Source organism: Aquimarina sp. MMG016 (genome assembly GCF_018100805.1).
Taxonomy (GTDB): domain Bacteria; phylum Bacteroidota; class Bacteroidia; order Flavobacteriales; family Flavobacteriaceae; genus Aquimarina.
The window spans coordinates 23,267-43,935 of sequence record NZ_JAGJEA010000014.1 but is presented as its reverse complement, the minus strand read 5'-3'; the positions used below and the strand labels follow the sequence as shown (position 1 = coordinate 43,935).

The window sequence follows — 20,669 nt, the reverse complement described above, 5'->3', positions numbered from 1 at the left end:
ATAATTGACCAATTAAGATTAACAAAAAAATAATTATTTGAATCAAAAATATTTTTTCTTCTGTCTTAAATGTTGTTGTTAAGTACCCTAATATTGTTAATGTCAAAACTCCAATAATAGTTGTAATTGTATGTGCGATAGTTAAGAAGCTTATTAGCTTTCTGTTTAATGTGAGGGCTAATCAATATAGAGCCCCATAAACTAAAAATATAAAAGATAGTAAAAACCAAACCTGAAATCGGGCAATTACAAAATAAGTGTCATAAATATTTACATCCAGCGTTTTATCTCCTAAAGAAAAACCGTATATCAGAATCATTGGAATCAATGTCCAAAATATGATATACGGTTTGTTTATTATAAGTTTCATCTGAAACTACTCACCTAAAAACGGATATCTATAATCTACAGGAGTGACAAAAGTCTCTTTAATTGTACGCGGAGATACCCAACGTAATAAATTGAGGTATGACCCTGCTTTGTCATTAGTTCCTGATGCTCTAGCACCACCAAAAGGCTGTTGTCCTACTACAGCTCCGGTAGGTTTGTCATTGATATAAAAATTACCTGCACAATTTTCTAAAGCTTTAGTAGCTTCTGCAGCTGCATAACGATCAGTAGAGAAAATAGCTCCGGTAAGCGCATATTCACTAGTCTCATCAACCAATACTAACGTTTCTTCCCATTTGTTATCATCATACACATAAATAGTAATAACAGGTCCAAAAAGCTCTGTGCACATTGTGGTATATTTAGGGTCTTTAGCCAAAATTACTGTAGGTTCAATAAAATAACCTTTGGATTTGTCATAATTACCTCCAGCAATAATTTCTGCATCAGCATCATTTTTAGCCTGATCGATGTATTTAGCTAATTTATCAAAAGATCCTTCGTGAATTACGGCAGTAATAAAATTACCCATGTCTTCAGGAGAGCCCATTTTAAAGGATTTTATATCTTCCTTTACATATTTCTCAACATCAGCCCACATGCTCTGAGGTATATATGCTCTGGATGCAGCACTACATTTTTGTCCCTGGAATTCAAATGCTCCTCGAGAGATTCCTGTAGCTACTTGTTTAGCGTTAGCACTTGGGTGCGCAACAATAAAATCTTTACCCCCGGTTTCTCCTACAATTCTTGGGTATGTTTTATAATTATGGATATTAGTTCCGATTTTAGACCAGATATCTTTGAATACGTGAGTACTTCCTGTAAAGTGAATTCCAGCAAAATCTGGACTAGCTAATACAGTATCAGTAATCATTACAGGATCTCCATATACCACATTAATCACACCATCCGGAACTCCAGCTTCTTTAAAGATGTCTACAATTACTTTAGCAGAATAAATCTGACTATCGCTTGGTTTCCATACCACTGTGTTTCCCATTAAAGCTGCACTAGCTGGAAGATTCCCTGAAATCGCGGTAAAGTTAAATGGAGTAATTGCGTATACAAAACCTTCGAGAGGACGATATTCTAATCTATTCCACGCTCCTGAAGTAGAATCAGGCTGATCTTCATAGATCTGAGTCATAAATTCTACATTAAAGCGTAAGAAATCTATAAATTCGCAAGCGGCATCAATCTCTGCCTGAAATATGTTTTTAGATTGTGCTAACATCGTAGCTGCATTAATTTTTGCTCTATACGGTCCGGCGATTAGTTCAGCTGCTCTTAAGAATACTGCTGCACGTTGCTCCCAAGCTAAATCAGCCCATTGTTTACGAGCTTCAATAGCTGTATCGATAGCTTTTTGGACATGTTGCTTTTCAGCTTTATGATAGGTTCCTAATATGTGCTTGTGATCGTGTGGGGGAGACATAGTAGATGTGTCTCCTGTTCTGATTTCTTCTCCATTAATATATAAAGGTACATCTATTGTGGTGTTGTACATTGCTTTATATGTTTCTAGAACTTCTTCTCTTTCAGGAGTTCCTGGAGCATAAGATTTAACGGGTTCGTTTATTGCAGTTGGAACTTGAAAAAAACCTTTTCCCATGATATAGTGTATTGTTTAAATTAGTAAGATGTGTATTTGATGAGTTAGTAACCTCAAGTCGCAAAGATAGAAAATTAAAAAGGCTAATATTCATTTTAACCTTTTATAAACATGCTTAAAGTAGTATGTAATTTTTTTTGTAAGTTGTGCGATATTATGTCGACCCAAACTTTATGTGTACAGTTACATTAATCCCTATTGAAGAAAATAATTTTATTCTTACCTCTAATCGTGATGAGGCTGTAAATCGAAAAACACTATTGCCGGAATTTTATCAGGTTAATAAAACCAGGATGTTATTTCCTAAGGATGCTGTTGCAGGTGGTACTTGGATTGGTGTTAGTGATAAAGATACAATGATTTGTTTGCTTAATGGTGGTTTTGAAATTCATGAAAGAGCCGTGTCATATAGACAAAGTAGGGGTGTTGTTGTTAGGGACTTGTTAGGAGCTGATGATCTAAAAAGTGCAATAGAAGATTATGATTATTCAGGTATCGAGCCCTTTACTATTGTTGCTGCTAATTGGAGCTCTGATCTTGTGTTTTTTGAACTAGTATGGGATGGGCAACAAAAACATTTTAAAACTTTAGAAAAACAGACTCATATTTGGTCTTCCTCTACATTATATACTCCAGAAATGAAAGCTAAACGTGAAGTTTGGTTTGAGTCTTTCGAGAATCAAAATGTACTTACTTCAGAAACATTATTAGATTTTCATAAGAATGCTGGGATTGGTGACAAAGATGTAGATCTGCAGATTGATCGAGGTTTTTTAAAGACTAGAAGTATAACACAGATTGTAAAGAATGAAGAAGAGCTTTCAATGCGATATGAAAATCTTCAAGATGAGGAAATAAGTACAGTTGTTTTTGAAGCTATTACGGTATAGCATGTGTTTCATTAATTAAAATTTCTACTCCTGTGAATAATTACACGGGCAAAATAATTTCATTAGCCTTTCCAGATACATTTGTTCGATTTTCTGACGAAAAAACATCTACTGCAATACTGCAAATGTTTGGTTTAGGTAAAAACGGAATCATAAAAGCTGGACATGCGGCTCTGGTGCTTATTGAAAATAAGACAGGTGTTGCAGAATATTATGATTTCGGAAGATATATAACTCCTCAAGGAAAAGGAAGAGTTCGTAGTGCAGTAACAGATGTAGAGTTAGAAATTCCTTTTAATGCTAAATTTACACCAGAAGGTAATTTGTCTAATATAGACGAATTTTTATTATGGTTAGAGGCTCACCCTGAAAAAACACATGGTAGTGGGCGTCTCGTTGCATCAGTATGCGATTACATTTATTACGATAAAGCAAGGTCCTATGTTTTGGACTTACAAAGTAAAGGAAGTATACCATATTCTACTTTTAGGAAAGAAGGAAGTAATTGCTCAAGAATTGTAACAGACACTTTGCTTTCAAGTACAGATCTATCTAAAATTAAAAAACCGTTGCGCCGTAATAAATTATTTACCCCAAGTCCTTTGGGTAATGTAGAAAAGGCTTCAGTAGGAAATATTGTCTATCAAGTAGAAAAGGGAATTCTGCAGGAATATCCTGAATCTGTTTTTAAGGAAAACCTGACTAATTACTTTGATAAAAGAGCACCGGAACTGAAAAAAGAGAAGAATATTGTTTTGCCTGATTTTTTAAAGAAAGCTCATTTTCTTTCTGGTATAGGCAGTAGTGCATATTTTGTTCTTAATAAATCAAGTAACGAGGATTTATTTGAGATCAAAAGGTATACAGAGTATGGAGAAGAGGATTTTAGAGGTATTTTTGAAGTGAAATCGACTTTTGATTATAGAAAAAAGTACAAATTTGTATATGATTCTCATTGTAAATACTGCCATGTAGAGCAAGAGGGAAGGAAAATCAGATTTGACTTAGTAAGAAGAATATTTACATAAGTGTATAAGGTTGATTTTTGATATCCTTCTAATCTATCTAATAAATTTTTTACTTCTTCTCTCAGATCGATAATTACCATTTCTTTAAAGACGGCGATAACTTGATTATATACAGTGTTTTTATAGTTCTTTTCCTTATTTTAACTAGGTTTGAGTAGATGTTTTGATTTTTTATTTTTCTCAAACGATGTATAAAGTCTATAATTAGTTTAAGTTATAACGATATAGATTGTTTAAAGTGTTGATTTTAAACTTTTTTATTGGTTTTTGATCGAAAAAATAAAAACAAGCTCCATCGTTATATTTATTTGTAACCTATTTATTTTCAAAGGTTTATTTTTTTTACCGGTTTTCCCTACTAATTATTTCGTGATTATTTTTCTGTTCTTGCTTTTTAAATTTACTTACTCAGGATTCTAGGGTCTTGGAGGTAAAATTGTTTGATTAATTAAATAACTAAATAATTAAGTAGGTCATGGGGGTTAAAAAATTACTAAAATCATTTTTCATTGTATTATTGTTGAATTTTTCTTCTTGTCAAGTAGAAGAATTTGAGAATTCAAAGCCTAATCAGGAAGTATCTTCTAATGTGGTAAGAAAGTATTATGGAACTCAGGAACTGTTTTTGGAAAAGACAGATGGGCAGTATCTATTAGAAGGGGATATGGTGTTTCAAGAATCACAATTATCAGATCAACCAGTAACGAAAAAAGGTGTTGGTATTACTCGCAATTTCTGGACGAATAGTACAGTTTATTATGAGATTCAGGAAAGTTTACCTAACCAACAGCGTATTTTTGATGCTATTGCACATTGGGAGGAGTATACTAATTTACGTTTTATTCCTAGAACTGATCAAAGGAATTATGTGTATTTTCAATTTGGTAGTGGTTGTTCTTCATTTGTTGGGATGACCGGAGGTAGACAGGCAATTACATTGGCAAATGGTTGTAGTACGGGTACAACTATTCATGAGATTGGACATGCTATTGGTTTGTGGCATGAACAAAGTAGAAGTAATAGAGATGAGTTTGTTACTGTGCATTTCGAAAATGTTAGAGATGGTTATGCGCATAATTTCATGACCTATATAGAAAGAAATAGAGATGGGTTTGATTATTCAGATGTCATGGATTTTAATTCAATAATGATGTATGGGCCTTATTTCTTTTCAAAAAATGGAGAGCCCACAATTACAAAAAAGGATGGAAGTACATATGCTATAAATAGAATCGAACTTTCTTCAACAGATATAGAAGTAGCAAATATTATGTATCCTAATACACCGATCCCGGTCAGTGACACTAAAGAAGTTTATGTTTATGATCTACAAAGGTATAATAAGGTGTATGCTTGGGATTCTGGCAACCCTAATCCGATTCCTTGGCCAGGAGTAAATATAAATTCTTACACCCCAGAGTTAAGTGCTTTTAATACAAGCTCTAAATGGGGGAAAGTAGATGTTACTTTTTATGATGAGAAACAAGAAACCAATATTATTTTTAGTAATGATGGTTCGTGGCAAACAGATGATTTGATTGTAAATAAAGAATATCCATTTTTTTATAAGGACAATTGGTATTCAGTGATTCCATCAGCTTCAGAGGAAGATGAATTATTAATTGTGGTGAAAGGGTATACACATCTATATGCCTGGGATGGTATTAATGAGTTTTTGGGTAATTGGCCAGGGCTTCAAATGGCTGACCTGGGTAATGGCTGGTACGCTACAAAAATACCATTTAGACAGTGCAGTAATGTTATTTTTAGTAATAATGGATATAACCAGACTGCAGATTTATATACTTGTAAGGAAAATCCATATTATTACAATCAAGGGTTTTATCAATATCCTCCTGCAAGATAAATTTATAGACTTAAATTTTAGCATACTTCTAAAGGCTGGCTTTATTTCAAAGTCAGCCTCTGAACTGAATTATTATAGAAGGGAACACCAACTTGTATGCGATTTTCATTGTCATTATTGCCTCGATTAGCGAGGTAGAAGATAGACTAGATTAAATAAGTGATATTTAGTTAAGTGCAAAAGGAGCATTAAGTTTGAAGCCCGGGATAGCTACTTTAAATTTTCTTGCAGATGTAAAGTTAATCATGTAGTAATAACCTTTCATTGCGCCATAAGGAGAACTTAGTAAGCATCCACTACTGTATGTGTGAGATTCACCAGGTTTTAAGACTGGTTTTTTCCCGATAACTCCTTCTCCTTCTACAATTTCAGTATTATTTAATGAATCTTTTATTTCCCAAAAACGAGAGGTGAGTTGAACAGAATCTTTACTTTGATTTTCAATAGTAATACAGTACCCAAAGGCAAAATGAATTTTATGGTTCTTATAGAAAGTACCTTCAAAAGTGGTGTCCACCGAAATTTTTATGCCTCTAGTAACCTGTTGAACCATATTAATATGTAAATAGAGATCCTATAAAAGTAACTATAATTCCAATACTAGCTAAGATAAAAAATATTACATTGACTAATAGAAATTTAACAATAGTTTTGATCCTACTTTGATTATAAAACTTTCGCATTGCCTTGTAGAGATAAAATAAGAATATTATTATAGCAATTCCTGATGCAATCTCATTGTTAGTGATCTGGTCAAATAAAATTGCTATTCCTAATAAAATGAAAAATAATGTTTGTGTATGGAACGTGAATATTAAATGTTCCATATAAGAAAATGGTCTTCTAATATACAGTAACCATATGCCAAGACTGAAGAAAGGAAGGAATAGAAATATAATAAACGGTAGCTTGTTTAAAATAAATTTTATTAGTTCAGAAGGATCTTCATTAAGTTTTTTTGTTCGTATACCTTTCTTATATAGATATCGGTTATACTTGGTTTTTTTATGTTTCAAACTATCCAGAGCAATATTCGGGTATTCTTGTTTGGTTTTTTCATAATGAGATTGATAGATGTCAAAACGTATTAGTGATTCTTTGATAAAATTCATCGTGTCTAATTGCGTTTCGGTATAATAAGTCACTTTGCTATCAGGTTTCGGAATTGAATCCAGATCTTTGGTTATCGTTATACTTTCTTTGTTTTTGTTTATTTTAAAGTTAAAACCATTTTCAGAATTCTTTTTTGCTTTTTCCGCAGCTTTATACCCATCATTATAGCCTCTAGAAAAATCATCCAGGTTCATAAACAAACCATTGATAATAAAAAAGATTATTGAAATACTAAGGTAAAAACGGAACGGATTAGCATATTTTATTCGTTTACCTTCTATATATTCTTTAGATATTTTTCCTGGGTTAAATAGTAGAGCAATTATAGTGTGTCTAAGTCGAGAATCATATGAAAATATGCTAGCAAAAAATTCTCCAAAAAAATCTTTTAAAGACAATTTTTTGGTAGTGTTAATTTGTCCACAACTATGACAATACCGATCAATAACATCTAATGGTACCCCACAATTAAGACATTCATCTCCCCTGTGCTTTTTTAGAAATCGCCCGGTGTTTTTCATTTTTGGTTGATGGTTTTCCCGAAATGAGGTTAAAGTAAAGGTATTTCGATACAAAACACAAAAAAAATAGAAAGTTAGGATGGCGTGTAATCAGTAACTGTCTAAAGCAGAATCCTCAAACGATAGAAATGCGATGTAAGAATTTTTTTTACAACGTTTTAGGTCGACGTTAGTTGTGTTTTTAGGCAATTTTATTGGTGTTTTATCGAAAAAAATAATTTAACCTTTATCGATATAGGTGGTATTAAAATTTTGAATATCAGTATTTTAAAAAGTTTTTTTGAAGAGTGTGGGTGGAAGTTTTTAAAAAAGTCTGTATGTATTTTTGCGCATTCAAATTACGGTTTAACAATAAAAACTTTTATCAATACTTATAACCCTGAAATATGAAAAATACCATAACTACATTCAGAGTGGTTTTCATGCTTTTATTCATTTCTTTGAACATCACTTCTGTGAATGCTCAATACAACGTAGATGCACCATGGATGTCTGAAATTAAATTAAAAGAAAAGTCTAATGAGGTAAATGCTACTAAATTTGATGAGATAGTTGATGCTTTTAATCGCTATTGGGAAAAAAGAGATTTTTCTGTAAAAGGAAGTGGGCATAAACCTTTTAAGAGGTGGGAGGAGTTTTATAAGAATTCTTTGATGCCTGATGGTACTTTACCTACTCCAGATTTCTACTGGGATATTTGGGAAAAGAAGCAGTCTAAAAGAACTTCTGGGCAAAAAAGTGCAAATGCTTGGACCCCAATGGGCCCTTATGATCATAATGGTTCTAATTCCTGGTCACCTGGTCAAGGTAGAGTCAATGTGGCGATTGTAGATCCTAACCAATCCAATGTGATGTATGTTGGTGCACCTGCAGGTGGAATCTGGAAATCAATAGACAATGGAGAGCATTGGGAACCACTTTCGGATTATTTGCCTCAGATCGGAGTTTCAGGAATTGCAATAGATTATAATAACTCCAATATTATTTATATTTCTACCGGAGATGATGATGCTAATGATGCATTAGGTGTTGGTGTTTTGAAGTCTGTGGATGGCGGGTATACGTGGAGCAAAACAGGTCTAGATCCTTCAGATCAATATGAAATCGGTAATGACATCTATATAGATCCAAACAACTCTAATAAATTATGGGTGGCTACAAGCAAAGGAGTTTATAAAACCGAAGATGCTGGAGCAACTTGGACAAAATCTTTATCTGGTAATATAAAAGATATTAAAATAAAGCCAGGTGATACTAATGTTGTTTATGCAGTGACTAGAAATACTTTTTATAAGTCTACTGATGGCGGTAATAGTTTTTTTATCGTTAGAAATGGATTGCCTTCTAACTCCAACAGATTGGTTATTGATGTTACTCCTGCTAATCCAGAATATGTATATCTACTGAGTGCGTCAATGAATAATTCTTTTCAAGGGCTTTATAAATCTATAAATTCTGGTGCTAGTTTTAATAAAACTAGCGAAACCCAAGATATTTTTGAAAGTACACAGGCTTGGTATGATTTAGCATTAGCTGTTTCTGATCAAGATCCTAATCAGGTATTTGTAGGATGTTTAAATATATGGAAATCAACAGACGGAGGAGATAGGTTTATTAGGATTAATAGATGGAATGATCCAACTCAAGTTACTTATACCCATGCAGATATTCATTTTTTACGATATTATAATGGGAGATTGTTATGTGGTAGTGATGGAGGTGTTTATGAGTCTAAAAATAATGGGGATTCATTTACTGATTTAACAAAAGGACTTCAAATTGGTCAGTTTTATAAGATATCTGTTGCAGAAAATAGTAGTGCCGATCACATGGTTGGAGGTTTACAAGACAATGGCGGATATGCTTTAGATGGGTCACAATGGAATGTATATCACGGAGCAGATGGTATGGATTGTGCTGTGCAAGGAAATGATTCAAATACATACTATGGGTTTATACAATATGGTGGAAGTTTATATAAAACTGAAGATAGAGGTAAAACAAGAAGGTACGCAGCGGGTGGTCCTGAAAGTGGTAATTGGGTAACTCCATTAGTGTCTGATCGCAATGGCAATTTGTATGCTGGGTACAGCAGTTTATATAAACTTGAAGGTACTTCTTTTATAAAGCAAACAGAATTTGATTTTGGAGGAGACAATATAGAGCATATCGAGTTAGATCCATCGGATACTAATATTATATATATAGCAAATGGTCAGAATCTGTATAGAAGTACCGATAAAGGAGTTAATTGGATAAAAGTGTATAGGTTTACCAGATTTATTACTTCCCTCGAAATCCATAATGATAATAACCAAATCATTTATGTTACTACTGCAGGTTCAGGAGGAGAAGTACTTAAATCCTTAGATCAAGGGAATAGTTTCTCTGATATCACTGATAATCTCCCTGGACTAGGGAAGTTTGTAATACGACACCATAAGGGAACAGAGTCTATATACCTAGGTACTTATATGGGAGTATATGTTAAAGATGGAGATCAACCTTGGCAAGAATATTCTTCAGATCTTCCTAATGTGGCTGTAAGAGACTTAGAGGTGAATTTAAAGGATAATGTTCTGTTGGCAGCAACTTATGGAAGAGGAGTGTGGAAAGCACCATTGCAGGTCCAATTACCATCAGATGATGTAGCTCCTTCAGTTCCAACAAATGTTGTGGCTTCAAGTATTAAACAATCCTCGGTTACTTTAAGTTGGAGTGCCTCATCTGATAACATTGCTGTGACTGGTTATGATATATATCAAGGAACAGAATTTGTGAAGTTTGTAAGTACAACTTCTGTCACTATTAATGGCTTATCGGGTGATACTAATTATGAGTTTAGTGTAGTGGCAAAGGATGCAAAAGGTAATCAATCGGCTTTTAGTGAAGCAGTTTCAGTAACTACAGAAGGTTTGGCTGAGATTACGTTTAGTTTTTATAAGCCCGCTGGATGGGGTGATGTTGTAAATGCATACTTTTTTAGTTCAGTTTCCAATTCAGCATTAGTAGGGACTAGTGGATGGCCAGGTGAACAAATGAGTAATTATCCTGGTACAAACTGGTATCAATATACTTTAGTTTTATCTGAAGGAGTAAGCCCGGATGATATAAGAATTGTTTTTAATGGAAATAATGGTCAGACTGATGATTTGTCGAGAGGTACTAGTGGATGGTATCAAGACGGTGTTTGGAGTGATGAGTGTCAAAGAGATTGTGAAGGGTTGAATAAAACCGTTGTAGATATTTATTTTAAAACACCAACATTTAACTGGGGTAGTGTATCAAATATTTACTTGTTCGATATGGCTCGAAATGTTACTCTAGAAGGTACTGCTGGATGGCCTGGTCAGGTAATGACAGTAACAAATGGTTCTGCTTGGAGTAAATGGTCTTTTATAATTCCTAATGGAGTTTCTCCTGATGAAATAGGGGTTATATTTAATGATGGTAATGGAAAACAAACGGTAGATTTAGTGCGAGGCAAAACAGGTTGGTTTACCAGAACCTATCCTAATACAGATGGGAAATTCAATGGTTTTTGGAGTGACTCCTGTCCTTCGTCTTGCGATACTGTGCCTATAAAAGAAGAAGATTCTCGAGTTTTTGATGAAATAAATAAAGCATCAATTGCTCCAAACCCTATCAAAGGGCAGTCAGTATTGAAATTAAATACAATAAACGGTGGAGTTGTAAAAATTATAGCGGTTAATGTCTTAGGGCAGAAGAAAGTAATTTATAACCAACATGTGGAAGCTGGTAACCAAACTATCCCATTAAACAGAGGTGATATTGAAGGGGTTGGAATGTATTTTTATACAATATTTGTTGAAGAAATAAAACTAGAGACTATAAAAGTGATTGTCCAATAATTTATTTTAAAACAGTTATTCTAAAAGGTGGAGCTTTCAGTTCCACCTTTTTTAATTGGTTATATTTCTGGAATTTCCTGTTCCTTTGCCAATAGCTCTATCATACCTCGCTCCAGGAGCTCTGTAATAGGGTATGATAGTATACTCATTTTCTGTTTCGTCAAAATTACCGCTTATAAAACCTGGATCTATGCTGCCATCTGGTCGAACAAGAACATATTTGTAGTTGTAAAAACCTTGTTTGAATAGTCTTTTAGTGAAATATAAACCACTTTTTTTGTCATATTTAAGACGAGTGGAGTCGTCCAGAGTATAATTATTGAAGTTTCCATAGATGTGTAGCTCTCCGTCACCAATAGATTCATAACATTCTAGAGTAAAATGCATCCAAACATAATCTGCTTGAGAATTACTGTTTTCTGCACGTAGATTTCTAATTACAAAATTACCATTAATATCAGGGTTATAAGTGTAACGTCTATTCGCTCTTTTGATATCAGTAAATAAGAAGTTATGATAGATGTCCTGTAGTTCTATGCGTTGTATATCTGGGGTAGAAGAACGTACTTCTTTGCTGTCGAAACCAATAAATTCATTTCCTCCATCGAAACTGGATTCTTGGTCATATTTATATATCAGACTATTAGTTATCGTGAATTGAGGAATAAGATTAGTAATTGCTCTTTTTAAGTCGTTGTTCTGGATAACCAGAGTTTTTACATTTCGTTTTGGGTTGCGTAAAATTTCGTTGGGAGAATTTATTTCGAATTGTATAGATTGCCTAGAGTTTACATAGTTGAGGTTTCTGGATCTTTTTACATAAGACTTTATAAAGGTCAGATCTTCATAAATTATAAATTTCCTAGAAAATATTACTTCATCATCTATGTTATAAACTTCTATCATATAATTCCCACTTACTTTAAAGCCTCTGGTGTCTTGGTTTGGGATAGTAAGTGTATAATTGCTGTATAGCTGAAGGGTGTTGAATGAGTTTTCGTAATTAAGAATTCGGACTTCGTCAAAACCATTCAAGAATTCGTTTTTATATAAAGAAGAAGGAGTCCAGTCAAAGTTGTAATGACTGATTCTATAATAATAATCAGATTCATCCCCTGTGATATCATCAAAATTGAGTTTAAGTGATTCTCCAAGTTTAAATATAGGTGTTCCCGAAAACTCTGAATTTCCTCCATACAGCTGAATGGTTTTAATATACTCAGGAGGTGATATTTCTTGAGAATTTTGTTGTGCGATAAGGTTATGATAAGCGCATAATACAAATCCTAAAAACAATAAGATTTGTTTAAGTTTTTTTCTCATTTATTGATAATTAAGAATGTAAATATAAACAAAAAGTGTGCCTAATGTACTTTGGGATTTCTGTATGGCGAAAAATTATTATTTAGAATGATTATTAATAAAACTTTATAACATAACCAGTTTTAACTTACGTGTTTTAATTAGTAAATTTGCACGATTTTTTTAGTTAATTAACATAGACTACAAATATGTCAAAAGACATTCGTATCAGAAAAGGCTTAGACATTAAGCTTGTTGGCGAAGCAGAGAAAAATACTGTAGATGCCACCAGAAGTAATGTTTTTGCAATTAAGCCTGACGATTTTCACGGTATTGTACCCAAAGTTATTGCCAAACAAGGTGTAGAAGTCAAAGCCGGCGAACCACTTTTTCACTCTAAATCTAATGAAAATATGCTTTTTCCATCTCCAGTAAGCGGAGAAGTGGTGGAAATAGTGCGTGGTGCAAAGAGAAAAATATTAGCATTTAAGATTCTTGCAGACAAAGAACAGCAATATGCTGACTTTGGTGTTAAAGATGTAAATAGCTTAAGTGGTGATGAGGTAAAAGCTCATCTTTTATCTTCAGGTTGTTGGCCTTTTATTAAGCAGCGTCCATATGATGTAATTGCTAATCCTGATGTAGCTCCAAAAGCGATATTTATCTCAGGATATACAACAGCACCATTAGCAGCAGATAGTGATTATGTGTTGGCAGGTAAAGAGAATGAGCTGCAGGCAGCTGTCACAGCGTTAAGCAAGTTGACAGAAGGTCAAGTACACGTTTCTGTAGGTAAAAAAGGTAACTCACCATTGGCTGGGCTTAATAATATAGCACTTCATAATGTTTCTGGACCACATCCTGCAGGGAATGTAAGTGTACAAATTGCTAAAATCGATCCAATTAATAAGGGAGAAGTAGTTTGGGTGGTAAATCCGCAAGATTTAGTGATTATAGGAGAACTTTTGCTTACCGGTAAATTCAATGCAGAAAGAACAGTGGCATTAGCAGGATCTTCTGTAAAGACTCCTAAATACTTTAAAACCAAAATCGGAGCCGAAGTATCGTCTGTGGTATATACATCAGGAGTGCATGATGAAGGGAATATAAGAGTAATAAGTGGAGACGTGCTTACCGGTGATAATGTAAAGCCTGATGGTAATCTTGGATACTATCATAATACGATTTCTGTGATTCCTGAAGGTGATGATTATGAATTCTTTGGTTGGAACAAACCAATTTTTAATAAAATTTCTCCTTCTAGAGCATTAACGTTCTCTTGGTTATTTCCAAATAAGAAATATGATTTGAATACTAATACTAATGGAGAACATAGGGCTTTTGTTGTAACGGGAAGTTATGAGACAGTATTTCCTTTGGATATTTATCCACTGCAATTACTTAAGGCATGTGCAGTAAATGATTTGGATGCAATGGAGCAATTAGGGATGTACGAAGTAGCTCCTGAAGATTTTGCTCTTACAGAATTTATATGTGTTTCTAAGCAACCACATCAGCAAATCATTAGAGAAGGGTTAGACTTAATGTTAAAAGAAATAGGATAGTGCTATGGGATTAAAAGATAAATTACATAAACTAAAACTAAAATATAAAGGCAAGAAAATGGCTCCCGCGTTTAACGCGATCCATACTTTTTTGTATTTACCTAATGAGACTACGCATTCAGGGGCTCACGTTCGAGGAGCAGATGATCTGAAGCGTACTATGAATACCGTGATTATGGCTTTAGTGCCATGTTTACTCTTTGGTATTTTTAATGCAGGATATCAGTATTATTCAGCAATTAATGGTTTTCCTCAAGAGTTTTCTTTATTTGAACATTTTATCAACTGGGAGAATTTTGTTTTAGGAGCGTCAAAAATAATTCCACTAGTTGTAGTTTCTTATGGAGTTGGACTTGCAGTAGAATTTTTATTTGCTGTAAAGAAAGGACACGAAGTAGAAGAAGGATATTTGGTAACTGGAATGTTGGTGCCGTTGATTGTTCCTGTTGATACTCCGTTGTGGATGCTTTCAGTTGCAGTAATTTTTGGTGTTGTGATTGGTAAAGAAGTTTTTGGAGGAACTGGAATGAATATCTTAAATCCTGCGTTAACCATAAGAGCATTTTTATTCTTCTCATATCCAGGTTGGATGTCAGGGGATAAAGTGTGGGTACACTCTGCAGTAGAAAAATCAGGAGTTGATGCCTTATCAGGAGAAACTGTTCTGGGATATCTGGCTAATTCTAAGCCATTCGATTATTCGGTTTCAGATATGTTCTTTGGATTTATTCCAGGTTCTGTTGGTGAAACATCTGCTTTCCTGATCCTTTTAGGAGGTTTATTCTTAATCTACAGTAAAATTGGTAGTTGGAGAATTATGCTGAGTGCTGTTCTTGGAACATTAGCAATGGGATTAATATTTAACGGAGTTGTTGAAGCTGGTTGGATAACAGATTCTAGTAAGTTTTATGCTCTGATGAATCTTGAGTTTTGGAAGCATTTAATAGTAGGGGGTATAGCATTTGGAATTGTATTTATGGCTACAGATCCTGTAACTGCCTCTCAAACCAATAAAGGAAAATGGATTTATGGGTTTTTAATAGGATTTATATCTATTCTGATTCGTGTATTTAATCCAGCATATCCAGAAGGAGTATTCTTAGCAATATTATTAATGAATGTATTCGCTCCAACAATTGATCATTATGTAGTTCAAGGTAATGTGAAGAAAAGAATGAAACGTTTAAAATTAAAAACGGCTTAAGTCATGGCAATCAATACAGATAAAAATTCATATACAATAATTTTTGCCATTGCCATGGTGGTAGTGGTAGGAACTTTATTAGCAGGAATATCTTCAGTACTTAAACCAAATATTACAGCTAATAAGATTACAGAAAAGCAACAAAATATTCTTTTTGCTATGGGAGTTACTGATAGCGAAGATCCTAATGAATTTGTTCCGGCAGAAAAAGCTCAGGAGCTATTCGATCAATATGTAGGATCAGAACAATATATTGTTAGTGGTAGCACAGCAGAGAAAACAACTGATGCATTTAATATTGAAGTAAAGAAAGAAAACGATAAAGTAAAACAAGACTCTAATTACGAAAGAAAAATGCCATTATTTATCGGGCAAAAGGATGGACAAAGGTTCTACATTGTTCCGATGAGAGGTAATGGACTTTGGGATGCTATTTGGGGTTATGTTTCTTTAGATAAAGATTTTAAAACAATCCAAGGAGCATTTTTTGATCATAAAGGAGAAACTCCTGGTTTAGGAGCTAATATCAAAGAAGCCTTTTTCAGAGATGATTTTAAAGGAGAAAATATTTTCGATACTGCTGGATCATACAAAGGAGTAACAGTAAAGAAAGGTAACGCTGATCCTAAGAATGAAAGAAAAGAAGATAATGCTGTAGATGCTATTGCCGGAGCTACAATTACTGGTGATGGTGTAACTGCTATGGTGAAGAAAGGAATCAAAATGTATTTACCTTATTTCGAAACTTTAAAAAAATAACAGATGGCTGAAGTAACAGAAGAAAAAGTTGAAGTTAAAGTAAAAGAGCCGAAAGAGCCTTTGTTTTCGAAGAAAAACAAAAAATTATTAATAGATCCACTTGCTGATAACAATCCAATTACCATTCAGGTATTAGGTATTTGTTCGGCATTAGCTATTACAGCGCAGTTGAAACCATCAATTGTAATGGCAATATCGGTAATCTTTGTGTTAGGAATTGGTAATGTAGTAATCTCATTGATGAGAAATATTATCCCTTCTAAAATCAGGATCATCGTTCAGTTGGTTGTAGTTGCAGCTTTAGTGATTATTGTGGATCAGGTATTAAAAGCATTCGCATATACCTTAAGTAAAGAACTATCTGTATTTATTGGACTAATCATTACCAACTGTATTATAATGGGACGTTTTGAAGCATTTGCTTTAGGTAATGGTCCTTGGAAATCTTTCCTTGACGGAATTGGTAATGCTGCAGGATACGGTGTATTACTGATTATCGTAGCTTTCTTTAGAGAGTTATTGGGATCGGGAACTTTGTTCGGAGCTAAAGTGTTAGGAGATCCAATCGAAAAGACTGGATTGTATGCTATAGGATATGAAAATAATGGTTTTATGGTATTAGCACCGATGGCACTGATTACCGTAGGGATTATTATTTGGATTCAAAGAAGTAGAAATAAAGCATTAATAGAAGATCATTAAAATAAAGAAACATGGAATATTTAGAATTATTTTTAAAATCGATCTTTATAGATAATATGGTATTTGCATTCTTCTTAGGAATGTGTTCGTACCTTGCAGTATCTAAAAAAGTATCCACTGCCGTGGGTCTTGGTGCTGCCGTAATATTTGTATTAGCTATTACCGTACCGCTAAACTTTTTACTAGATAAATATATTCTTAGAGAAGGTGCTTTGGTTTGGTTGGGGCCTGAGTATGCAGACTATGATTTAAGCTTTCTTACCTTTATTCTGTTTATTGCTACTATTGCTACTATGGTACAGTTAGTAGAAATTATAGTGGAGAAGTTTTCACCTTCTTTATATAACTCTTTAGGTATTTTCTTACCATTAATTGCTGTAAACTGTGCAATTCTTGGAGGATCATTATTTATGCAACAAAAGGAATTTGCTAATATCAGCCAAGCTGGTGTATATGGTATTGGATCAGGTATTGGATGGTTTCTAGCTATATTGGCAATTGCTGCAATTCGAGAAAAAATTAGATACTCTAATGTTCCTGCTCCATTAAGAGGATTAGGAATTACATTTATCCTTACAGGATTAATGGCAATAGGTTTTATGAGTTTTGGAGGAATGCTGACCGGGGGAGAAGAAGAGGAGAAAAAAGAGACCAAAGCCGCTCAGGTTGAAGAAAAAGAAGCTACAAAAGAGGTAGCAGAAAATACTAACGTTACAACATTTAAATAATATGATATTTTTAGCATCTACCGGTGGAACGATAGCGATAACTATTATTTCGTTTTTGGTACTGACTCTAGTTTTAGTAGGAATCTTATTATTTGCAAAAGATAAATTACTGCCTTCGGGTCCTGTAAAAATTACTATTAATGGTGAAAAAGAAATTGAAGTAGCTTCTGGAGGTACTCTGTTATCTACTCTTGGTAACGAAAAGATATTTTTACCATCTGCTTGTGGTGGTGGTGGAACCTGTATTCAGTGCGAATGTCACGTGCTTGAAGGAGGAGGAGAAGCATTACCAACAGAAACACCACATTTTTCTCGTAAAGAGTTACAGCACGGAGCACGTCTGGCTTGTCAGGTAAAAGTGAAGCAAGATATGAATATAGAGATTCCTGAAGAAGTATTCGGAATCAAGAAGTGGGAAGCTGAAGTAGTTCGTAACTACAATGTAGCATCTTTTATCAAGGAATTTGTAGTTCGTATTCCTGAGGATATGGGGTATAAAGCAGGAGGGTATATTCAGATTGAAATTCCTGAATGTGAAATTAAATATTCTGATATAGATATTACTGCACATCCAGAAGAGCATGATACTCCGGATAAATTTAAGGCGGAGTGGGATAAATTTGGTCTTTGGCCATTGGTAATGAAAAATACAGAAACGGTTGAGCGCGCATATTCTATGGCTTCTTATCCAGCAGAAGGAAGGGAGATTATGCTGAATGTACGTATTGCGACTCCACCTTGGGATAGAACTAAAAATGGATGGATGGATGTAAATCCTGGTGTAGCATCTTCTTATATTTTTGCGCAGAAACCTGGAGATAAAGTAGTGATTTCTGGTCCTTATGGTGAGTTCTTTATCAATGATTCTGAAGCAGAAATGTTATATGTAGGTGGAGGAGCAGGAATGGCACCAATGCGTTCACATTTGTATCACCTATTCAAAACCTTGCAAACAGGTCGTAAAGTTACTTATTGGTATGGAGGTCGTTCTAAGAGAGAATTATTCTACTTAGATCATTTCTATGACTTAGAAAAGAACTTTCCTAACTTTAAGTTCTATTTAGCTTTATCTGAACCTTTAGAGGAAGATAACTGGAAAGTTAAAAGTGATATAGACGCAGAAGGAGATGGATTTGTAGGCTTCATTCATAACTGTGTGATTGATAATTATCTTAATCATCATGAATCACCAGAAGATATAGAGTTGTATTTCTGTGGACCACCATTAATGAACAAAGCTGTTCAGAAGATGGGAGAAGATTTTGGTATCCCTGATGAGAATATCAGATTTGATGACTTTGGAGGATAATCTTCCAGTAGTATTATAAAATAGAAAACCGATACAAGCTAATTGTATCGGTTTTTTTTATTGAATACTGTGAGATATTAAAATTTGAACATAATTCCGAGATGCAGGTTTTCTGGGCCAATTCTTATTCTATGATTATCAAAACTTTGTTGTCCCTGTGGTTGAAAAATAGGGCTTCTGTCGATATCGGTTTGAGAATAACTATAATCCAAAATTTCAAACTTTGTAAAAAGTGATAGGTTTTTTGTGATAAAATAGTTTAAACCAGTTGAAAATGTTGCACTATAAGCTTCAGTTGTATCTTTGAAGGTGTTAAAACTTGTCTTAGCATTAGAGTAATCCAAAGCAAGTTCTGTAAACACATTAAACCTCTTTTTAGGCATGAAGAAGTAACGACCATTGATGCCAACTCCATAAATGTTATAGTTATCTGTATTAGTCAATAAAAATTCTGATTGTACCCCTAATGAAATATTATCGGATATAAAATATCCTACAGAAGGTTCTACAAATAACTCATTATTTGGGGTGAATTGATCGCTTATTAACCCACTATATTTTACTGCTCCTGAAATGTAGAAATCTCCTTTTTCAAAGCCATAGTTATTATCTTCTTGCGAATAAGTAATTGAAAATGTAAATAAGATGATTAGAAGTGAATAAATAGTTTTTAAATTCATAATGTTCGTTTTTTAAGATTTAATTAGTAATCGTCTTTAAGGACTATGGGCGAAGTTAAATAGTTTGTTAAATTTTTGTTAATATAGATAGTCGATCTGTTTTAGGACTATTTTTATTAAGGGAAAAAGTTGAATTCGATTACAATTAGAGTTATGAGGAAATATGTCTTTTCGGTTACAGTAGTGCTAGTTTTATTACTATTATTTGTGAAAACTTCTAAAGGAAAAATGATTGCAAGTCATGTGAAAGGAATTACAACCAATATGATCAGTACTGCTGATTATATAAACGCAGAAGGTGATTCAATTTCTACCAGAGTTACTGTGCCTAGTGGGTACAAAAGAGTACAATATGAATCAGGTTCTTTTCAGGAGTATCTTCGTAACTATCAATTAAAACCATATGGTAGTAAAATTATTAATTATGATGATAGTGAATATTTTGCGCAGGATTGGCACGATGCCATTTTGGAAGTCCCCGTTCCTAAAAATGGGCTTCAGCAATGTGCTGATGCATTGATGAGAATTAGATCAGAATATTTATGGAAAGAGGACAGAAAAGATGAAATTGGTTTTAATTTTACTTCTGGCCATTATTGTTCTTGGAAGAAATATGCAGAAGGGTATCGTCCAAAGATATCCGGTAATAATGTTACTTTTCATAAAACAGCTTCACCTAATCATTCTAAGTTTGGTTTTTATAAATACCTGAACTTGATTTATACTTATGCAGGAACGTTATCCATGTATCATGAATTACCAAAAGTATCTGTTGCTGATATTAACATAGGCGATATGTTGGTAAAACCCGGTTCTCCTGGGCATATTGAAATCATTGTAGATGAGATCGTAAATGAACAGGGAGATAAAATGTATCTTTTGGCTCAGGGTAATACACCAGCTCAGAGTGTATGTTTGCTTAAAAATTTCGATGATACTTCTATTTCTCCATGGTATCGATTTGATAAAAATGAACCCGTATATACGCCCAGTTATTATTTTGATGAGGCTAAGTTTATAAGGTTTAAATAATATTTAGATCGGTAACTTCCCTAATCATAATAGTGTGTTTACTCATTCTGCATTTTGCAAAACATAATTTTTATGGAGCTTTACTCTAAATC

The 20,669-nt window shown here is 33.8% G+C and carries 16 protein-coding genes; 11 read left to right on the top strand and 5 right to left on the bottom strand.

Annotated features, from left to right (window positions below; all coding sequences use genetic code 11):
- Positions 1-376: 376 nt before the first annotated feature.
- Positions 377-2,005, bottom strand: coding sequence for an L-glutamate gamma-semialdehyde dehydrogenase (pruA, locus tag J8M14_RS19710; protein WP_211076548.1), 1,629 nt, complete (start codon positions 2,003-2,005; stop codon positions 377-379).
- A 173-nt stretch (positions 2,006-2,178) separates the two neighbouring features.
- Between pruA and J8M14_RS19705 the strand changes: the two genes are divergently transcribed.
- The 3 genes from J8M14_RS19705 (at position 2,179) to J8M14_RS19695 (ending at position 5,790) form a co-directional block, all read left to right on the top strand.
- Complete coding sequence (locus J8M14_RS19705) at positions 2,179-2,895, top strand: NRDE family protein (protein ID WP_211076547.1); 717 nt, start codon at positions 2,179-2,181, stop codon at positions 2,893-2,895.
- Between the two features lie 32 nt (positions 2,896-2,927).
- Complete coding sequence (locus J8M14_RS19700) at positions 2,928-3,923, top strand: DUF6695 family protein (protein WP_211076546.1); 996 nt, start codon at positions 2,928-2,930, stop codon at positions 3,921-3,923.
- A 475-nt stretch (positions 3,924-4,398) separates the two neighbouring features.
- The gene (locus J8M14_RS19695; RefSeq protein ID WP_211076545.1) at positions 4,399-5,790 is read left to right on the top strand and encodes a M12 family metallopeptidase; all 1,392 of its coding nucleotides are present in this window, start codon (positions 4,399-4,401) and stop codon (positions 5,788-5,790) included.
- Positions 5,791-5,956: 166 nt separating this feature from the next.
- On the opposite strand, the gene apaG is transcribed toward J8M14_RS19695, so the two are convergent.
- Together apaG and J8M14_RS19685 are read right to left on the bottom strand one after the other, a co-directional pair.
- Positions 5,957-6,343 carry a Co2+/Mg2+ efflux protein ApaG gene (gene apaG / locus J8M14_RS19690; protein ID WP_211076544.1) on the bottom strand — a complete coding sequence of 129 codons (387 nt, stop codon included), beginning with the start codon at positions 6,341-6,343 and terminating at the stop codon, positions 5,957-5,959.
- Position 6,344: 1 nt separating this feature from the next.
- Complete coding sequence (locus J8M14_RS19685) at positions 6,345-7,424, bottom strand: DUF3667 domain-containing protein (protein ID WP_211076543.1); 1,080 nt, start codon at positions 7,422-7,424, stop codon at positions 6,345-6,347.
- Between the two features lie 386 nt (positions 7,425-7,810).
- Between J8M14_RS19685 and J8M14_RS19680 the strand changes: the two genes are divergently transcribed.
- Positions 7,811-11,296, top strand: coding sequence for a starch-binding protein (locus J8M14_RS19680; RefSeq protein ID WP_211076542.1), 3,486 nt, complete (start codon positions 7,811-7,813; stop codon positions 11,294-11,296).
- 51 nt (positions 11,297-11,347) lie between these two features.
- On the opposite strand, the gene J8M14_RS19675 is transcribed toward J8M14_RS19680, so the two are convergent.
- Positions 11,348-12,619 carry a DUF5103 domain-containing protein gene (locus J8M14_RS19675; RefSeq protein WP_211076541.1) on the bottom strand — a complete coding sequence of 424 codons (1,272 nt, stop codon included), beginning with the start codon at positions 12,617-12,619 and terminating at the stop codon, positions 11,348-11,350.
- Positions 12,620-12,807: 188 nt separating this feature from the next.
- Between J8M14_RS19675 and J8M14_RS19670 the strand changes: the two genes are divergently transcribed.
- From J8M14_RS19670 to nqrF, 6 genes are read left to right on the top strand one after another with little or no spacing between them, the layout of a single operon-like run.
- Positions 12,808-14,163 (top strand): Na(+)-translocating NADH-quinone reductase subunit A, encoded by a 1,356-nt coding sequence (locus J8M14_RS19670; protein ID WP_211076540.1) that lies wholly within the window; start codon positions 12,808-12,810, stop codon positions 14,161-14,163.
- A gap of 4 nt (positions 14,164-14,167) precedes the next feature.
- Positions 14,168-15,367 (top strand): NADH:ubiquinone reductase (Na(+)-transporting) subunit B, encoded by a 1,200-nt coding sequence (locus J8M14_RS19665; protein WP_211076539.1) that lies wholly within the window; start codon positions 14,168-14,170, stop codon positions 15,365-15,367.
- A gap of 3 nt (positions 15,368-15,370) precedes the next feature.
- Positions 15,371-16,126: a Na(+)-translocating NADH-quinone reductase subunit C gene (locus J8M14_RS19660; RefSeq protein WP_211076538.1), complete on the top strand. Its 756-nt coding sequence runs from the start codon at positions 15,371-15,373 to the stop codon at positions 16,124-16,126.
- Positions 16,127-16,129: 3 nt separating this feature from the next.
- A complete protein-coding gene (locus J8M14_RS19655) occupies positions 16,130-16,828 on the top strand; it encodes an NADH:ubiquinone reductase (Na(+)-transporting) subunit D (RefSeq protein WP_247672710.1) in 699 nt (232 codons plus the stop codon).
- Between the two features lie 11 nt (positions 16,829-16,839).
- Positions 16,840-17,556 (top strand): NADH:ubiquinone reductase (Na(+)-transporting) subunit E, encoded by a 717-nt coding sequence (gene nqrE, locus J8M14_RS19650; RefSeq protein WP_211076537.1) that lies wholly within the window; start codon positions 16,840-16,842, stop codon positions 17,554-17,556.
- A gap of 1 nt (position 17,557) precedes the next feature.
- Positions 17,558-18,865 (top strand): NADH:ubiquinone reductase (Na(+)-transporting) subunit F, encoded by a 1,308-nt coding sequence (gene nqrF, locus J8M14_RS19645; RefSeq protein ID WP_211076536.1) that lies wholly within the window; start codon positions 17,558-17,560, stop codon positions 18,863-18,865.
- 77 nt (positions 18,866-18,942) lie between these two features.
- On the opposite strand, the gene J8M14_RS19640 is transcribed toward nqrF, so the two are convergent.
- Positions 18,943-19,545 carry an outer membrane beta-barrel protein gene (locus J8M14_RS19640; protein ID WP_211076535.1) on the bottom strand — a complete coding sequence of 201 codons (603 nt, stop codon included), beginning with the start codon at positions 19,543-19,545 and terminating at the stop codon, positions 18,943-18,945.
- Positions 19,546-19,698: 153 nt separating this feature from the next.
- On the opposite strand from J8M14_RS19640, the gene J8M14_RS19635 reads away from it, so the two are divergent.
- Positions 19,699-20,577 (top strand): DUF4846 domain-containing protein, encoded by an 879-nt coding sequence (locus J8M14_RS19635; RefSeq protein WP_211076534.1) that lies wholly within the window; start codon positions 19,699-19,701, stop codon positions 20,575-20,577.
- Positions 20,578-20,669 lie beyond the last annotated feature (92 nt).